We start from the raw sequence: 14,792 nt of genomic DNA, 5'->3' as shown, positions 1-14,792 counted from the left end.
ATTATGATCGTGGCGTGCGGTCCGTTTGGTAGCATACTCTTGAATCGGAGGGGGTAGGGGGCTGGTGTCGAAATTCAATGAATTTATGAGGAATGGATGCACGACAGTACGGAGGTGATAATCGATTCAAGAGGACATTTTTTGCAGTAAAACGTTTGGCTGGTGATTAATTTTCTCGAATGATACGTTATTGTTAAAGCCAATTCGCTTCGGATGTGGATTGGGTTGAAAATCGGGCATCCAGGTAACGGAGGGAGTTGATGGGGACTTTGCACCCATGGAAAAGGCGAGTATTCATTGATACGGAGTTCACAAATTTTGACTCTCCGTCGCTTGTTAGCCTCGCGTTGGTTGCAGAGGATGGGCATGAATTCTACGTCGAGCTGACAGATTATTTGGTTGATGACTGTACTGACTTTGTGAGAGCGATTGTTGTTCCACAGCTAGGACAATATCCCGATAGGGTGATGTCTAGTTTGGAGGCGGCAAGGGAGTTGACCTGCTGGATGAATGAACTTAGACAGCGCCGTGAGAAACCCGTGCTTTGTTACGATCATCCCATCGACATCGAACTGCTGGTGCGGTTGCTCGGAAAGAGACCAGCGGGTTGGCAATTACAAAATGTCTCAGCAAGGCTTGATGTGAGCGAACGCGGCCGATACTTAGAACAATCTGGAAGACAGCATCACGCACTGTTTGATGCGCGGGCAAATTGCACTTCGTTTCGCTGAGCGAGTTGAGCTTCAGTCATTTGGATACTTCGGCTCGGGTGCCTCGGTCTGGTGCAGTCTGCGCACCGTGTTTCGGGATAGGCGCCGTGCGCAGTGCAATTTCGCGTAGCGGAACCTTCTCGCGGAAATATATTCGCCTGATCTTGGCCGGCATGCTCACCGTGATCACCTCTGTATCCCCTGTTCAAAGGTTGGGCAGGGTATTCAATCGCATGGATCAAAATTCGATGAATACCACCGCCCTAGAAGGGTCAATTCCGGGTGAACGTCAACAGTGATGACGCTATTCTTTCAATAGATAGAAAGCCATGTTATCGAGCACGCAATATAACTGACACCGATCTAGCGGATAGGTCGAAACCGCTTTGGCCGTTCTTGCCGAATGATGGTTAGTGCCCACGGAGGCAGACATTTTCTCAGTCGAGGAACGTTTGGTGTCGGTGCTATCCTGACGTCCTTCATTAAGATGCGGATGCCCGTCGTGGGCGGCATGCCGCTAGTCGTAGAACTGCGCAAACTGGTGAGCGACGTTGCCAATGCGCGAGCTTACGGCCTCAGTGAAGCCCAGCTACACATATAGCGCGTTCACCTGCCAAAGATGGTCGGCACGGTGTCCGCGATTCGAACTCGGGGAGATATCTGCTTGAACCAGTCAACGCTCGCTACAGCGGCACCTTATGACGTCCTCATTCACCTAGACCAAAAGGACAGCGCCGAACCGCGCTCGGTCGAACAACTCGTCCAGCGTAAACGTTACGGACACCTCCGAGAGCAGATTATCGCGCACCTCGACACTTTGGAGGCCGCGGGTTCGTCTTCCACGGGCGAGTATCCTATGGGCAGCGGGTGGACTCAGTTCCTGGACGGAACCCGCGGTGCAGGCAAGTCGACGTTCCTTAGTTCCGTGAAGTTCGCCCTCGAGCTCGATGCCGAGGTGAAAGGTAGGATGGCTTTTATCGCCTCAATCGATCCAAGTCGTATCGAACATAGTGAGATCGTCCTCCTTGTCATCCTGCAGCACCTTAAGAAACGCGTCGACAACGCCCTCAAAGAGAGGCGCCGACCAGTAGATGACCAGCTGCGTGAGGAGTGGCGCCAAGCCTTCAGAGGGGTCGCAGGTGGCTTAAGTCTGTTCGCCAAAGGCTATCATCCGCTCGACAATCTGGACCCAGACCTATTCCTCGATTGGGGCTTGGAGCGTGCCAGCGACAGCACGAGCCTGAGAGCCAAACTGCATCGGCTATTCGCCACCGCCTGCCGCATCCTCGAGGTGCGCGCGCTTATGCTGGCTTTCGATGATGCCGACACGGACTCCACGCATGCCATTGGCCTGCTGGAATGTGTTCGAAAATACCTAGATGCTCCTCTCGTGATGGTACTGGTGACGGGCGATTTGGAGCTCTATTCGTTACTCGTGCGCCAGCACTTTGCGGAGACGGTCGCCGGCAAGCGCGAGGCAGCGCTGGAACTTCAGCGCCGTTCGGTACAAAGGGACCGGTCGGCCCAGTACCTGCGCATGATTGACCATCTAGAAGAACAATACCTGCTCAAGCTCTTTCCGATACACCGGCGCACGCAACTGCAACCGTTGTGGAATGTCATGCTTGACGCGAATTGCCTGGCAACGCATCCGGAATGGAAGGAGAACGTTCGCCGTGTCGAGGACGTTGTCCGTGGAATTGTGAGGCGAGGTTTGCGTGTCAAAACAGACTCCGATGTCTCCATCTATGCTGAATTCTTGCTGAAGCAGCCATTGCGCTCGACGTTGCAGGTCATGGCCTACTGTGCACCGTACTTGGGCGACTTAGCGTCGTCTGCATTAGAGTCGACAGCCTGGTCAACCGAATTGACGACAGCGCTCAGCCGAGCCTTGCAAGGATTAGCACTAACCAGCCTTTATAAGTTCTCGGTGGACACCGATGCGATCGCCGCACAGGAATTGCCCGCTTTGGTGGAGGCAGTGTTCGACCTTTCACTGCTCGATGGCGATATTGACACAGCCTATTATCTTCGCCCCATGTCGGCGGAACGTGACATCAAGGCCTGCTTTGCGGCTTTGGCCGCTGAGGTGCCAAATTTCTGCGCGAAGAGGCCAGGGATGGCGCTTCGATATCTCCTGCGAGGGGCAGGCAGTGTTTCGCTCTACTCTCTAGCCCGCGCTTATCCCGGTGTGAAAGATCTGCCTGCCTCATCGGACCTTGTCCATCAGTTCAAGTCGTACATGGGAATCGGCCGGAGAGAAGATAGTCTCGACTGGGCACGACGCGCGACCGCGGTAATCGCTCTTCCCTACGGCGCCAATCCCAAGGCGCGGGTTGTGCTTCCTGGTGTTATCGGTTTGAATCGGAAGGCACGTAAGTTGGAGCACACGGCACGAACCGCGATTCAACTTGCAATCGATAGCGCAGAAATCCAACGCTTACCTGTCTTTGCGCTCAGCATGGTTGACGTGACGAGCGCCACTAGCACGCGCACCTACGGGTCCATTTTCATGCTCGTCGGTCTCATCGAGAAGCTTTTGTCAGCGGACTCCGAAGAGGACGCACGCACTATCTTCGACCGGGCGTATCCACCATTGACCATTTCCGCTCCCAATTGGTCCTCTCTACGCAACGAGGAGGATCCGGTGGACGCCGAGCCCCCAAGGCAAGCAACTGTTGATTTCCACCGAATCTTGACCCACCGTTTTCATCTAAATCTGACCCACCCCGAGACAGCGTAGTACATCTATTCCGGTGTGGATAACTCCTCACTGCCTGCTGCTTTTGCTGCTCTTTTTCTGGTTGCCTTCGCCTTGGCAGAACTGGACTTGAAGCGCCAGGATTCATTGCCCGTTTCGACGATGTGGCAGTGATGGGTGACGCGGTCCAGCAGCGCCGTCGTCATCTTTGCGTCCCCGAACACGGTCGCCCACTCACCGAAGCTGAGGTTGGTGGTGATCGCGACACTCGTGTGTTCATACAGCTTCGAGAGCAAGTGGAACAGCAATGCGCCACCGGTCTGGCTGAACGGCAGGTAGCCCAGTTCGTCGAGGATCACCAGGTCGACGTACATTAGCTTATGGGCGATCTGGCCTTGTTTGCCGATGGACTTCTCCTGCTCCAGTGCGTTGGTCAGCTCGACGGTCGAGAAGTAGCGCACGCGCTTGCCATGGCGCTGCACGGCCTCAATTCCGATCGCTGAGGCGAGGTGCGTTTTGCCAGTGCCGGGGCCACCGATGAACACGACGTTGTGTGCGCTTGCGAGGAACGACAGGTCACTGAGTTCTCGAACCAGCGCTTCGTCGACGTGCGCCTGCGCGAAGTCGAAGCCCTTCAGGTCGCGGTGAGCTGGGAAGCGAGCGGCGGTCATCTGATAGGCGATCGAGCGCACCTGTCGCTCCGCCGTCTCAGCCATCAGCAACTGCTTCATGAAGCGCTCCGGGTCGAACTCCGTGTGACGCGACTGCGCCAGCAACTCTGGCCAGGTGCTCGCCATGCCATGCAGTTTGAGCCCCTTGAGCTGGGCGGCGATGTCGTTAGACATGACGGTCCTCCGGTGGGTTGGCACGCAGGGTTTCGTAGCGGCTCACGTCGGCGGCCGGCTCTTCGGTAAGCTGGAGTTTCGTCGTCGCGAGGTTGGTGCTCGTGGTGGGTGCCTTCAACCGGCTCAGCACGTTCAGAACGTGCTCCCCACTAGGGCGTCCCGAGTCCAGCGCTGCCTGCACAGCAAGCAGCACGGCATCGAGTCCGTGTTCGCGCACCGCGGCGAGCACCTGCGTCATGATGCGATCACCTCCCGGGTGCTTCAGTAGGTGCCGCTGCAACTGCTGCAGCGGCTGTGGCATCGTGACGAACGGAGCACCGTTGCGCAACGCGCCGGGTTTGCGTTCGACCAGCGTGATGTAATGGCGCCAGTCGTAGAAGGTCATGTGCCGCTCGAAGCTGCGTTCGTGGCGTGCGATCTCCTGGGCGTCGGCGACGACGCTGAGATATGCCGGATAGCAGCGCACGCTCACCAGCTGGTTCGTGTACTCGGTGGGCACGCTGTAGCGGTTGCGCTGGAAGTGGATGAGGCTGGTCGACGACACCCGCAGCGTCTGCTCGACATAGCCGTCGAACGGGCGTGGATTGGGCATCAGCCTGGTGCGCTCGTCCTGCAGCACGTCCTCGACCGTCAGCTCGGGCCACTGCGGGTGCCGCATCTGCCAGGCCTGACGACACTGGCCCGCGACCCATTCGTTCAGAAGCTCCAGCGTTTCCCAGCGTCGTAGCGCGGCCTCGTGCCAGATCTGGCGGCGCCGGTCCTGCACGTTCTTCTCAACGATGCCCTTCTCCCAGCCGGCGGCACGGTTGCAGAATTCCGGCTCGAACAGGTAATGGCCGCACATTGCCTCGAAGCGGGCGTTGACCGCGCGCTCCTTGCCGCGGCCGACCTTGTCCACGGCGGTCTTCATGTTGTCGTAGATGCCGCGGCGCGGAACGCCGCCAAACGCGGCGAATGCGCGGGCGTGCGCATCGAACAGCATCTCGTGACTCTGGGTCGGATAGGCGACCAGCCAGAACGCCCGGCTGGCATTGAGCTTGACGTGGGCGACCTCCAGGCGTCGCCGCAACCCGCCGATGAAGGCGTATTCGCAGCTCCAGTCAAACTGGAATGCTTCGCCGGGTTCGAAGGCCAACGGTACATAGGCCTTCCTGCGCGGGGCTTCAGCCTGCTCCTCGTGCCAGCGTCTCACGAAGGCGCTGACGCGGCCGTAGCTGCCGGCGTAGCCCTCGCCGCGGATGGCCTCGAACATGAACCGCGCCGTGCGCCGGTCACGCTTCGGGCGATGGCTGTCCGCCCGCAGCCAGCCCGTCAGCTGCGCGGCCCACTCGTCGACGACGCTCGGGCTGACGCGCTTCGGGTACTTCGGCTCAACGGCATCCGTTTGCCGAAGCCAGCTGCGCACCGTGTTCCGGGACAGGCCCGTGCGCCTAGCAATCTCGCGCAGCGGGACCTTCTCGCGGAAATACATCCGCCTGATCTTGGCCAATATGCCCACCGTGATCACCTCTGTATCCCCTGCTCAAAGATTGAGCAGGGCATTCAATCACGTGGGTCAAAATTCGATGAAAATTACTGCCTCAGGTGGGTCAGTTCTGCGTGGACATCAACAATCCGTCCCAAAAATTTGACAGAGTCGGTGTCAGAGGTGCTAACGGAGTTCTGGTCGCAAGGCGATTTGATTAATCAATATACGGTTCTGAACACGTCAGGTCTTGCCGCACCAGCGGTATTGGAGGCTCGGATCAGAAGCGTGATCGGCGAACCGTCTGGAGTGATCCAGCAGGAAGCCTTCACGAAACTGAGTTATCTGCGCGAGATGTCTTTGGATCTCGCGTCGTGGCTCCGGAATACGCTCGCGAATCGCTTGATTGAGGCTAGAGGGCTCTCGGACCTTTGGCGCCTCGAGGCTGCAGTTGCTCGGCTGTCTTCCAAAACGGGCGCCGACATTGTTCGAGAGCGCTGTCTGCGGCTCCGTCGCCCGGTGACGCTTGTGTCTTTCCTGGTTCGGCCGCTTGCTCACGCATATCAGTTTGTTGCGCGAACGGCCCAGTCCTTGATCTTACGGAAATCTGATGCTGGCGACGTTGGATTCGAAACCGACCGAACATTGAACCGGAGCATCTTCAAGCTCGTGATGTTCTCGCTGTTTGTTTCGACATCAACTCTCACGTTAGCCTTCATAGTTGTCTACTTTGAAAAAGGTCGCCTTCCCAGCACAGTTGGTGCGCTGCTTCTAGTTTTTGTGTGGATATATCTTATTCGATCATGCATTAGCTTCTGGTTCCGCGGCGCTGGAGTAAGACTCAATCTGAAAGAACTCATACGCCGGGCCCTAGATTGGAATCTCATCCATTGGAAAAATTATCCACGAGTGATTGCTTCATTTTTAAAATGGACGGCCGTTGCAGCTCTCCTTGTCGCCGCTGGGGGATATTGCTTGTACCTGACTGGTGCGCCCGTACTGCCGGTATTCGTGTGGATCTATTCATTGTTGGCAGCGTTGGGTGGTGTGCTCTGGCTTGTTAGTCTAGTAACGAAGCGACGAAGCCTGAGTAAATTTCGCGTTCTGTTGGCGGCAGCGAACACAAATGGCGGAGATTGCAGTGGATTGTTGCTCCAGGCAAAAAATTTGCGTGAGGTAAGGTGGTGGTTAGAAGTAGCACGCGAAGAATTGCTGCGCGATGAACATACGCGACGTTCCTTCATCGGTTGGCTTCTGCGCCCGTCGACGCGGGAGGGTTGGACGCAACGACCGACGACAGAGGGCCTTCGCCGATTCGCTTGGAGCGAGACTGAGCTGGCCGTTCGGGCAGCTAGGCTTGCGCGGTACGACGAATAGTTAGACCAAGCGTTTGAGCAGCACAGATGAACTTCTGCAAGTGTCGTTGACCAACATCGAGTTCGAGCTGCGATAGTTGGGAGAGACGTCGTAGGAGCACCTCAGATTTGCAATAAAGTTAAGAAATATTCTTGCGAATTGCTTTCAGATGGGCTCTGCCCCCTTTGTGATGAGTCTTATATTCCGATCGGAAATGTTGTGGCCATTTTTTATATGTAAAATGTATATGGATGTGATTCCTATCGCGTGAGCCGTTTGTTGGCGGGCGATCTTGTGTTCCTAACTTTATTGCCGAATGTCCCCATCTTTATTGTTACGGAACAGCGCCGGCGCGCCGCCACGACGCGCGGCACCCCAAAAAAAACCCTCGTTTCGAGGGCTTTTTTGTTTTTGTCCCGCAGGCGCGTCGAGTTGGCCAGGTCAGGCGACCATGCCGAACACCCAGCCGAGCGTGGCACTCGCGATCACGACGGCCCACGGCGGCACGCGCCAGAACACCAGCGCGACGTAGGCGGCGAGCGCGGCGGCCAGGTCGCGCGGCGCGACGATCGTATCGGTCCAGACCGGGTGATAGAGCGCGGCGAACAGCAACCCGACGACGGCCGCGTTCACGCCCGCGAGCGCCGCCTGCATGCGCGCGCTGCGGCGCAGGCGCTCCCAGAACGGTGCGGTGCCGGCAATGAGCAGGAACGACGGCGCGAAGATCGAGACCAGTGCGATCGTGCCGCCGAGCCAGCCGTTCGGCGCATCGCGCAGCGACGCGCCGAGATACGCCGAAAACGTGAAGAGCGGCCCCGGCACGGCCTGCGCGACACCGTACCCGGCGAGGAACGCCGAATCGCCGACCCAGCCGGGCGCGACCACGGCCGCCTGGAGCAGCGGCAGCACCACATGGCCGCCGCCGAACACGAGTGCGCCGGTGCGGAAGAACGCATCGACGACGGCGAGCGTATCGGAGTGGAGCGCGCGGGCCGCAACCGGCAAGACGACGAGCAGCGCCGCGAACAGCGCGAGCCACACCATGCCCGAGCGGGGCGACACGTGCAGCGGCAACGGATCGTGCGCGTCGCGTGCCGGTTGCGGCAGCAGCACGAGACCGGCCGCGCCGGCCGTGACGATCACCGCAATCTGCGTCCAGGCGGCCGGCGCGAGCAGCGCGACGCAAGCGGCCGCGGCCATCAGCGTGACGCGGCGCGCATCCGGGCACAGCGTGCGTGCCATTCCCCAGACCGCTTGCGCGATCACCGCGACCGACACGATGCGCAGCCCGTGCAGCGCGCCGGCTTCGATCGGTGCGCCCGTTGCGTGAACGCCGAGCGCGAACAGCATCATCAGCAGCGCCGACGGCAGCGTGAAGCCGAGCCAGGCGGCGAACATGCCCGCATAGCCGGCGCGCGCGAGGCCGATCGCCATCCCGACCTGGCTGCTCGCGGGCCCCGGCAGGAACTGGCACAGCCCGACGAGATCGGCATAGGTGCGCTCGGTGAGCCAGCCGCGCCGCGTGACGAATTCGGCGCGGAAGTAGCCGAGGTGCGCGACCGGGCCGCCGAACGACGTGAGGCCGAGCCGCAGGAACGCGGCGAAGACGGGCCACGGATGACGGGAAGGCGCGGGGGCGGTCGAGGTATTCAAGACGAGGCGTGTGGCGGACGAACGAGCAGCAACGATAGCGCAACGCGGCGGCGGCGGGGCAACGTGCAGCGGCGCGTTGCGCGTTGCTCAGTGCGTGCCGTCGCCCAGCCCGCTCGCGCGGCGCAGCGCGTCGATGTCGACGAGCTCGATCTCGCCGACATGCAGCCGCACGACGCCGTCGGCCTGCAGCGCCTTCAGCAACTGGTTGGTGGTCTGCCGCGTGATCGACAGCATCGACGCGAGCGTTTCCTGCGACAGCCGCACGCGCGTGCGTCCGGCGCTGATGCCGCCGTAACCCTCGGCGATCATCAGCAGGCGCACGGCGAGCCGCTGCGCGGCCGGCATCACGCTCATCGATTCGACGGTCAGGAAGCTCAGGCGCAGCTTCTGCGCCATCAGCAGCGCGAACTGCCGCCAGTATTGCGGCGTCGCATCGAGGATCGCGAGCAGTGCGGCCTGCGGCACGTGCAGCAGCAGCGCGTCGTCGAGCGCGATCGCGTCGTGCGTGCGCGGCTGGCCGTCGAACAGCGCGATTTCGCCGAACCACGTGACGGGCTCGGCCACCGTCAGAAGCGCTTCCTTGCCCTGCGGGTCGACCGCACCTATCGTGAGTGAACCGGCCAGGACCGCGTACAGCCCGCATGGTGGGTCGCCGCGCCGGAACAGCGCGTGGCCGGCCGGCAGGCGGCGCAGCGCCGCGCGGGCGAGCAGGTCCGCGCGCAACGCGTGCGGCAGCGCGGCGAACCACGGGTTCGCTTCGATCTGCGGCAGGTACGGGGCGAGCGGAGAGGGCATGGACACGCGATGTCGGGTAGCTGACAGAGGTTCTCGGGCGTGACGCGCATCATAGCGCTCAATAGCCGACCAGGAGACGCGATGAAGACGCTCGAAGACCACCTTTCGCAGTATGCGGCCTACCATCGCGACGCGCGCAACATCGCGACGCATCTGGTCGGCATCCCGATGATCGTGTTCGCGGCCGAAGTGCTGCTGTCGCGGCCGGCGGTCGGGATGGCGGCGGGCATCGCGTTGTCGCCGGCGCTGCTGCTGGCCGTCGCGTTCGTCGTGTTCTACCTGCGTCTCGACCTGCGGTTCGGGATCGTGATGGCCGCGCTGTTCGCGCTCGGCCTGTGGGCTGCGCAGTCGCTCGCGTTGCTGCCGACCGCGCAATGGCTCGCGATCGGCATCGGCGCATTCGTCGTCGGCTGGATCGTGCAGTTCGTCGGGCACTGGTTCGAAGGGCGCAAGCCCGCGTTCGTCGACGATCTGGTCGGCCTGATGGTCGGACCGCTGTTCGTCGTGGCCGAAATCGCGTTCTTCGCGGGGCTGCGCGGAGATGTGCGCCGCGAAGTCGAGCGGCGTGCCGGCCCCGTGCACGGCGGCGCGCACTCGCATGTCTGACGCGCCGGTCTGCGTGGTCGGCGCAGGCGCCGTCGGCTGCTATCTCGGCGGCCGCCTCGCGGCGGCCGGCGCGCGCGTGACGCTCGTCGGTCGCGCGCGGATCGGCGATGCGATTCATCTGCACGGGCTCACGCTGACCGACCAGCGCGGCTATCGGGCGACGCTCGCGCCGGCCGATGTCGCGTTTGCGACCGATCCGGCCGCCGCCGACGCACGGCTCGTGCTCGTCGCGGTGAAGTCGGCCGCCACGCACGAGGCCGCCGGGCAACTGGCCGGCGTGCTGCGGCCCGGTACGGTCGTGATCAGCTTCCAGAACGGCCTGCACAACGCCGACGTGCTGCGCGACGCGCTGCCGCAAGCGACCGTGCTGGCCGGCATGGTGCCGTTCAACGTGATCGAGCGCGGGCCAGGCGCGTTTCACCAGGGTTCGGCCGGCGCGCTCGCGGCCGACGCGTCGCCTGCGCTGCGGCCGTTCGCCGGCGCCTTCGCGCGCGCCGGGCTGCCGCTCGTGCTGCATCGCGACATGCGGGCCGTACAGTGGGCGAAGCTGCTGCTCAACCTGAACAACGCGGTCAATGCGCTCGCGAACCTGCCGCTGCGCGACGAACTCGCGCAACGCGCGTACCGGCGCTGTGTCGCACTGGCCCAGCGCGAAGCGCTGCACTGGCTGGCGCGGGCCGCAATCCGGCCCGCGCGGGTGACGCCGCTGCCGGCCGCGTGGATCCCGGCCGTGCTCGATCTGCCCGATGCGGCCTTTCGCGTGCTTGGCGGCCGGATGCTCGCGATCGATCCGCTCGCGCGTTCGTCGATGTCCGACGATCTCGCGGCGCGGCGCGCGACGGAAGTCGAGTGGATCAACGGCGAGATCGTGCGGCTGGCCGCGCGTTTCGGTGCGCCGGCGCCCGTCAATGCGCGGCTGTGCGTGCTCGTTCACGACGCGGAAAGCGCGGCGGCGCGCCCGGCGTGGCGCGGCGATGCGTTGTGGGCCGAGCTGACCGCGCACGCGCCGCGCGCAGGCCACGTGCGGCCAGCGTAACGCGCGTCACGCCGCCACCCGCACGACGCCACGGGCCGGGCGCAACGGCTAAGATGCGGGGTGCGTCATACGACGCCTTTGCGGAGCAATCGCCATGGTGGATCGCCCGACTCTCGACGCCTACGACGCCCATGCCGCGCAATACGCGCAGGACTGGCTCGACCAGGCCGCGCCCGACGACATGTACGCGCTGCTCGAACAGCATTTCTCGCCGGGGCCGACCGCCGACGTCGGCTGCGGCGCGGGCCGCGACACGGCCTGGCTCGCGTCGCGCGGCTTCGACGTGCGCGGCTACGACGCGAGCGCCGCGCTGCTCGACGAGGCGCGGCGGCACCATCCGGGCCTGACTTTCGAGCTGGCCGCGCTGCCGGCGCTGGCCGGCGTGCCGTCCGGCGCGTTTCGCAACGTGCTGTGCGAAACGGTCGTCATGCATCTCGAACAGGTGGACGCGGCGGCCGCCGCCGCGCGGCTGGCCGATCTGCTGATGCCGGGCGGCACGTTGTACCTGAGCTGGCGGGTGGCCGGAAACGGCACGTTGCGCGACGAGCGCGGCCGTCTCTATACGGCACTCGATTCGGCGCGGATGCATGCGGCGCTGGGCGCAAGCATGCACGTGATCGACGAGCACGAGGTCGTCAGCGCATCGTCCGGCAAGCGCGTGCACCGGCTGATCGTGCGCAAGGCGGGCGGCGCCGCGTGAGGGCGGCGCGCCATCGCGCTTACTCGCGGCTGAGCGCCGCTTCCCAGTTGATGTCGACGCAGAGCACCTGCATGCCGGTCGCGGCCGGTGCGGCGATCGACGCGGTCACGCACAGGTGCGCCTCGTTGATCGACAGGTAGGGCGGTGTCAGATGCACGCGCCCCGGCGCGCGCATCGCGTCGATGAAGTACGGACGGCGTTCCCAGCTGGCGCCTTCGGAGTGCAGCAACGGCCGGAAGCGCTTGGCGCGTTGCGACACGCTGCCGCGCGCGAGCACGTTGTCGCCGATCTGGCGGCCCGACGCGTCGAGCAGGAAGCAGCGCGCGGTTTCGGGCAGCCCGAGCACGGCGCCGGCCGCATCGGTGAGCGATTCGCCGGCGCCGAGTTTTTGGCTCGCTTCCTCGAGCGCGGCGACGTACGGTGCGAGCCGTTCCGCCTGCGTGCGCTCGCGCTGCGCGACGCGCAGCCGCAGCGCGGCCGACAGCGTATCCATGCAGCCCGCGGCGGCCTGCGGCTGCACGGGATCGACGCTTGGCCCCGCGAAATACTGGCCCTGCACGAAATCGACGTCGCATTCGAGCGCGATCAGCGCGTCGCGTTCGGTCGACAGGCCGCCCATCAGCACGAGCTGTCCGGATTCGTGCAGCAGCGACACGAGCCCCGGCAGCACGCGTTCGAGATGCGAGTGCTCGCTTGCCTGCGCGAGGATGCCGCGGTCGAGCGTGACGATGTCCGGATGCAGGTGCCACACGCGGTCGACGTTCGAATGCTTCGCGCCGAACCCGACGAGCGCGACCAGGAAGCCGGCCTTGCGCAGCCCGTCGATGATCGCCGCGTAGCGCGGCGTCTCGCCGCCGGCCTGCTCCGGCACCTCGAGCACCACGCGGTGCGGCGGCAGCCCGAGCGCCTTCAGGTTCGCGAGCAGCGCGTCGCCGTAGATGGTGTCCATCAGCGCGGCCGGATGCAGGCTCAGGAAGAGCCACTCGTCGTGACTGTCGAACGCGTGGAAGTTACCGAGATGCAACGATTCGGCGAGCCGGCCGAGTTCGAGCAGGTCGCCGCGGCGCGCCGCCTGCGTGAACACCTCGTGCGACGCCACCTGGCGGCTTTCCTCGTCGTGCGCGCGCAGCGACGCGTGATAGCCGATCGCGCGACGGTGCGACACCGAGAAAACGGGCTGGAACACGCTGAACACGGTGTAGCCGCCGTACAGCACGGTGCGCCGGTTCCCGTCGTCGCCGGCGACGGGGCGGGGCGGCTGAAAGCCGGGGGGATCGATTTCGATCATGCTCATGATGTCGGCCGAAGGAAGACTGCCAGTTTACCTAGAGAATAGGCGAGCAAGAAGCATGCACGGCACCGTGCCACGTGCGGCGGCCCGTCGCGGCCGGGGAGCCGGGCATCGCGGCGCGCATCGGCGGGGCCGGCTGCACCGCGATGGTGCGCGCCGACCCGGTTCGGCGCGCGCCGCGCGTCACGCGCGCTCGGACGGGTCGGTCTTGCGCGCGGTGCTGCGGATCTCGGGCGCGAGCTGCGCGAAGATCCACGCGGACGCGGCCGTGATGATCCCGACGCAGATGAACGTCGCATGGAACGCCGGCAGCGTGTTGCTGGGGGTCACGGTGCGCAGCATGCCCGTGAACGTCGCGAGCAGCGCGCCCGCGACCGTGACGCCGAGGCTCATCGACAGCATCTGCACGAGCGAGAACAGGCTGTTGCCGCTGCTCGCGCCGCCCGTGCCGAGATCCTTCAGCGTCAGCGTGTTCATCGCGGTGAACTGCATCGAGTTGAACCCGCCGAACAGCGCGAGATGCACGACCTTCACCCACACCGGCACAGTGTCGCGCATCAGCGCGAAGCTGGCCATCATCACGCCGACCATGATCGTGTTCGCGAGCAACACCTTGCGGTAGCCGTGCTGCGTGATCAGCCGCGTGATGATCCGCTTCGAGAACATCCCGGCTGCGGCGACCGGCAGCATCATCAGCCCGGCCTCGAACGCCGAGTAGCCGAGGCTCACCTGCAGCAGCAGCGGGATCAGGTACGGCATTGCGCCGCTGCCGATCCGGGCGAACAGGTTGCCGAGCAGCCCGACGCTGAACGTGTGGATCCTGAACAGTTCGAGCGAGAAGATCGGTTGCGGCGCGCGCACCGCATACAGCCCGTACGCGACGAAGCACGCGAGGCTCAGGATCAGCAGCACGAGCACGGCCGCGTGCTGCATGCCGAGATCGGCGAGCCCGTCGAGCGACAGCGAGATCGCGACCATGCCGATCGTCAGCAGCAGATAGCCTTTCAGGTCGAAGCGGCCGATGGCCGGGTTGCGCGAATCGGGCATCGAATAGAAAGTCGCGATGCAGCCCGCGACGCCGACCGGCACGTTGATCAGGAAGATCCAGTGCCACGACGCGATCTTCACGAGCCAGCCACCGAGCGTCGGCCCGATCAGCGGGCCGATCAGGCCCGGAATCGCGACGAACGACAGCGCGGGCAGGTAGCGTTCGGCCGGGAACGTGCGCAGCACCGCGAGCCGCCCGACCGGCAGCAGCATCGCGCCGCCGACGCCCTGCACGACGCGGAATGCGACGAGCTGCGTCAGCGTATGCGCGTTCGCGCACAGCAGCGAGCCGAGCGAGAACACCAGGATCGCGCTGAAGAACACGCGCCGCGTGCCGAACGTATCGGCCAGCCAGCCCGACACGGGGATCATCACCGCCATCGTCAGCGAGTACGCGATCACGACCGACTGCATCCGCAGCGGCGATTCGCCGAGGCTCGCGGCCATCGACGGCAGCGCCGTATTGACGATCGTCGAATCGAGCGTCTGCATGAAGAAGCCCGTCGCAACGAGCCAGAGCATCACGGTGAGGTTCTTTTCGCCGGGGGCGGCGGCAGGCGGGCGCTGGAACATGAGGGCGGGACGGT

General features: G+C 63.7%; 12 protein-coding genes. 6 read left to right on the top strand and 6 right to left on the bottom strand.

What is annotated here, in order from left to right; genetic code table 11:
* Positions 1–260 precede the first annotated feature (260 nt).
* The gene (locus ACWMMN_RS13510; protein WP_486422753.1) at positions 261–731 is read left to right on the top strand and encodes a 3'-5' exonuclease family protein; all 471 of its coding nucleotides are present in this window, start codon (positions 261–263) and stop codon (positions 729–731) included.
* A gap of 643 nt (positions 732–1,374) precedes the next feature.
* Entirely contained in the window at positions 1,375–3,453 is a 2,079-nt protein-coding gene (locus ACWMMN_RS13505; protein WP_486422752.1) for a hypothetical protein, read from the top strand.
* Between the two features lie 5 nt (positions 3,454–3,458).
* Here ACWMMN_RS13505 and istB read toward each other — a convergent pair whose 3' ends face one another.
* Together istB and istA are read right to left on the bottom strand one after the other, a co-directional pair.
* Positions 3,459–4,256 (bottom strand): IS21-like element helper ATPase IstB, encoded by a 798-nt coding sequence (gene istB, locus ACWMMN_RS13500; protein WP_175223704.1) that lies wholly within the window; start codon positions 4,254–4,256, stop codon positions 3,459–3,461.
* Positions 4,249–5,727, bottom strand: a complete 1,479-nt coding sequence (istA, locus tag ACWMMN_RS13495; protein WP_233621336.1) for an IS21 family transposase — start codon at positions 5,725–5,727, stop codon at positions 4,249–4,251. Before istA ends, istB begins: the two co-directional genes overlap by 8 nt.
* Positions 5,728–5,895: 168 nt before the next feature.
* On the opposite strand from istA, the gene ACWMMN_RS13490 reads away from it, so the two are divergent.
* Positions 5,896–7,098: a hypothetical protein gene (locus tag ACWMMN_RS13490; protein ID WP_486422751.1), complete on the top strand. Its 1,203-nt coding sequence runs from the start codon at positions 5,896–5,898 to the stop codon at positions 7,096–7,098.
* A gap of 420 nt (positions 7,099–7,518) precedes the next feature.
* On the opposite strand, the gene chrA is transcribed toward ACWMMN_RS13490, so the two are convergent.
* Entirely contained in the window at positions 7,519–8,730 is a 1,212-nt protein-coding gene (chrA, locus tag ACWMMN_RS13485) for a chromate efflux transporter (protein ID WP_174994272.1), read from the bottom strand.
* An 87-nt stretch (positions 8,731–8,817) separates the two neighbouring features.
* On the bottom strand, positions 8,818–9,525 hold the full coding sequence (locus ACWMMN_RS13480) for a Crp/Fnr family transcriptional regulator (RefSeq protein ID WP_059233383.1): 708 nt from the start codon (positions 9,523–9,525) through the stop codon (positions 8,818–8,820).
* A gap of 81 nt (positions 9,526–9,606) precedes the next feature.
* Here ACWMMN_RS13480 and ACWMMN_RS13475 point away from each other — a divergent pair, with 81 nt between their 5' ends.
* From ACWMMN_RS13475 to ACWMMN_RS13465, 3 genes are all read left to right on the top strand, one after another.
* A complete protein-coding gene (locus ACWMMN_RS13475) occupies positions 9,607–10,131 on the top strand; it encodes an Mpo1 family 2-hydroxy fatty acid dioxygenase (protein ID WP_059233384.1) in 525 nt (174 codons plus the stop codon).
* On the top strand, positions 10,124–11,167 hold the full coding sequence (locus tag ACWMMN_RS13470) for a 2-dehydropantoate 2-reductase (RefSeq protein ID WP_486422750.1): 1,044 nt from the start codon (positions 10,124–10,126) through the stop codon (positions 11,165–11,167). The genes ACWMMN_RS13475 and ACWMMN_RS13470 overlap by 8 nt, the downstream gene beginning before the upstream one ends.
* 94 nt (positions 11,168–11,261) lie before the next feature.
* Positions 11,262–11,867 carry a class I SAM-dependent methyltransferase gene (locus ACWMMN_RS13465; protein WP_486422749.1) on the top strand — a complete coding sequence of 202 codons (606 nt, stop codon included), beginning with the start codon at positions 11,262–11,264 and terminating at the stop codon, positions 11,865–11,867.
* Positions 11,868–11,886: 19 nt separating this feature from the next.
* On the opposite strand, the gene ACWMMN_RS13460 is transcribed toward ACWMMN_RS13465, so the two are convergent.
* Both ACWMMN_RS13460 and mdtD read right to left on the bottom strand, forming a co-directional pair.
* The gene (locus ACWMMN_RS13460; protein WP_059233386.1) at positions 11,887–13,161 is read right to left on the bottom strand and encodes an EAL domain-containing protein; all 1,275 of its coding nucleotides are present in this window, start codon (positions 13,159–13,161) and stop codon (positions 11,887–11,889) included.
* 180 nt (positions 13,162–13,341) lie between these two features.
* A complete protein-coding gene (gene mdtD / locus ACWMMN_RS13455) occupies positions 13,342–14,778 on the bottom strand; it encodes a multidrug transporter subunit MdtD (protein ID WP_059233387.1) in 1,437 nt (478 codons plus the stop codon).
* Positions 14,779–14,792: the final 14 nt, after the last annotated feature.

Source organism: Burkholderia cepacia complex sp. TUM26381, from assembly GCF_057439935.1.
Note: the sequence above shows the minus strand (reverse complement) of the source record. Positions and strands in the feature narration are given on the sequence as shown.

Bases quoted from the DNA above. Each gene is read 5' to 3' on its own strand.
- ACWMMN_RS13470 (WP_486422750.1), top strand. From the start codon at position 10,124: ATGTCTGACGCGCCGGTCTGCGTGGTCGGCGCAGGCGCCGTCGGCTGC.
- ACWMMN_RS13510 (WP_486422753.1), top strand. From the start codon at position 261: ATGGGGACTTTGCACCCATGGAAAAGGCGAGTATTCATTGATACGGAG.
- ACWMMN_RS13480 (WP_059233383.1), bottom strand. From the start codon at position 9,525: ATGCCCTCTCCGCTCGCCCCGTACCTGCCGCAGATCGAAGCGAACCCG.
- ACWMMN_RS13460 (WP_059233386.1), bottom strand. From the start codon at position 13,161: ATGAGCATGATCGAAATCGATCCCCCCGGCTTTCAGCCGCCCCGCCCC.
- istB (WP_175223704.1), bottom strand. From the start codon at position 4,256: ATGTCTAACGACATCGCCGCCCAGCTCAAGGGGCTCAAACTGCATGGC.
- ACWMMN_RS13465 (WP_486422749.1), top strand. From the start codon at position 11,262: ATGGTGGATCGCCCGACTCTCGACGCCTACGACGCCCATGCCGCGCAA.
- ACWMMN_RS13475 (WP_059233384.1), top strand. From the start codon at position 9,607: ATGAAGACGCTCGAAGACCACCTTTCGCAGTATGCGGCCTACCATCGC.
- istA (WP_233621336.1), bottom strand. From the start codon at position 5,727: ATGTATTTCCGCGAGAAGGTCCCGCTGCGCGAGATTGCTAGGCGCACG.
- mdtD (WP_059233387.1), bottom strand. From the start codon at position 14,778: ATGTTCCAGCGCCCGCCTGCCGCCGCCCCCGGCGAAAAGAACCTCACC.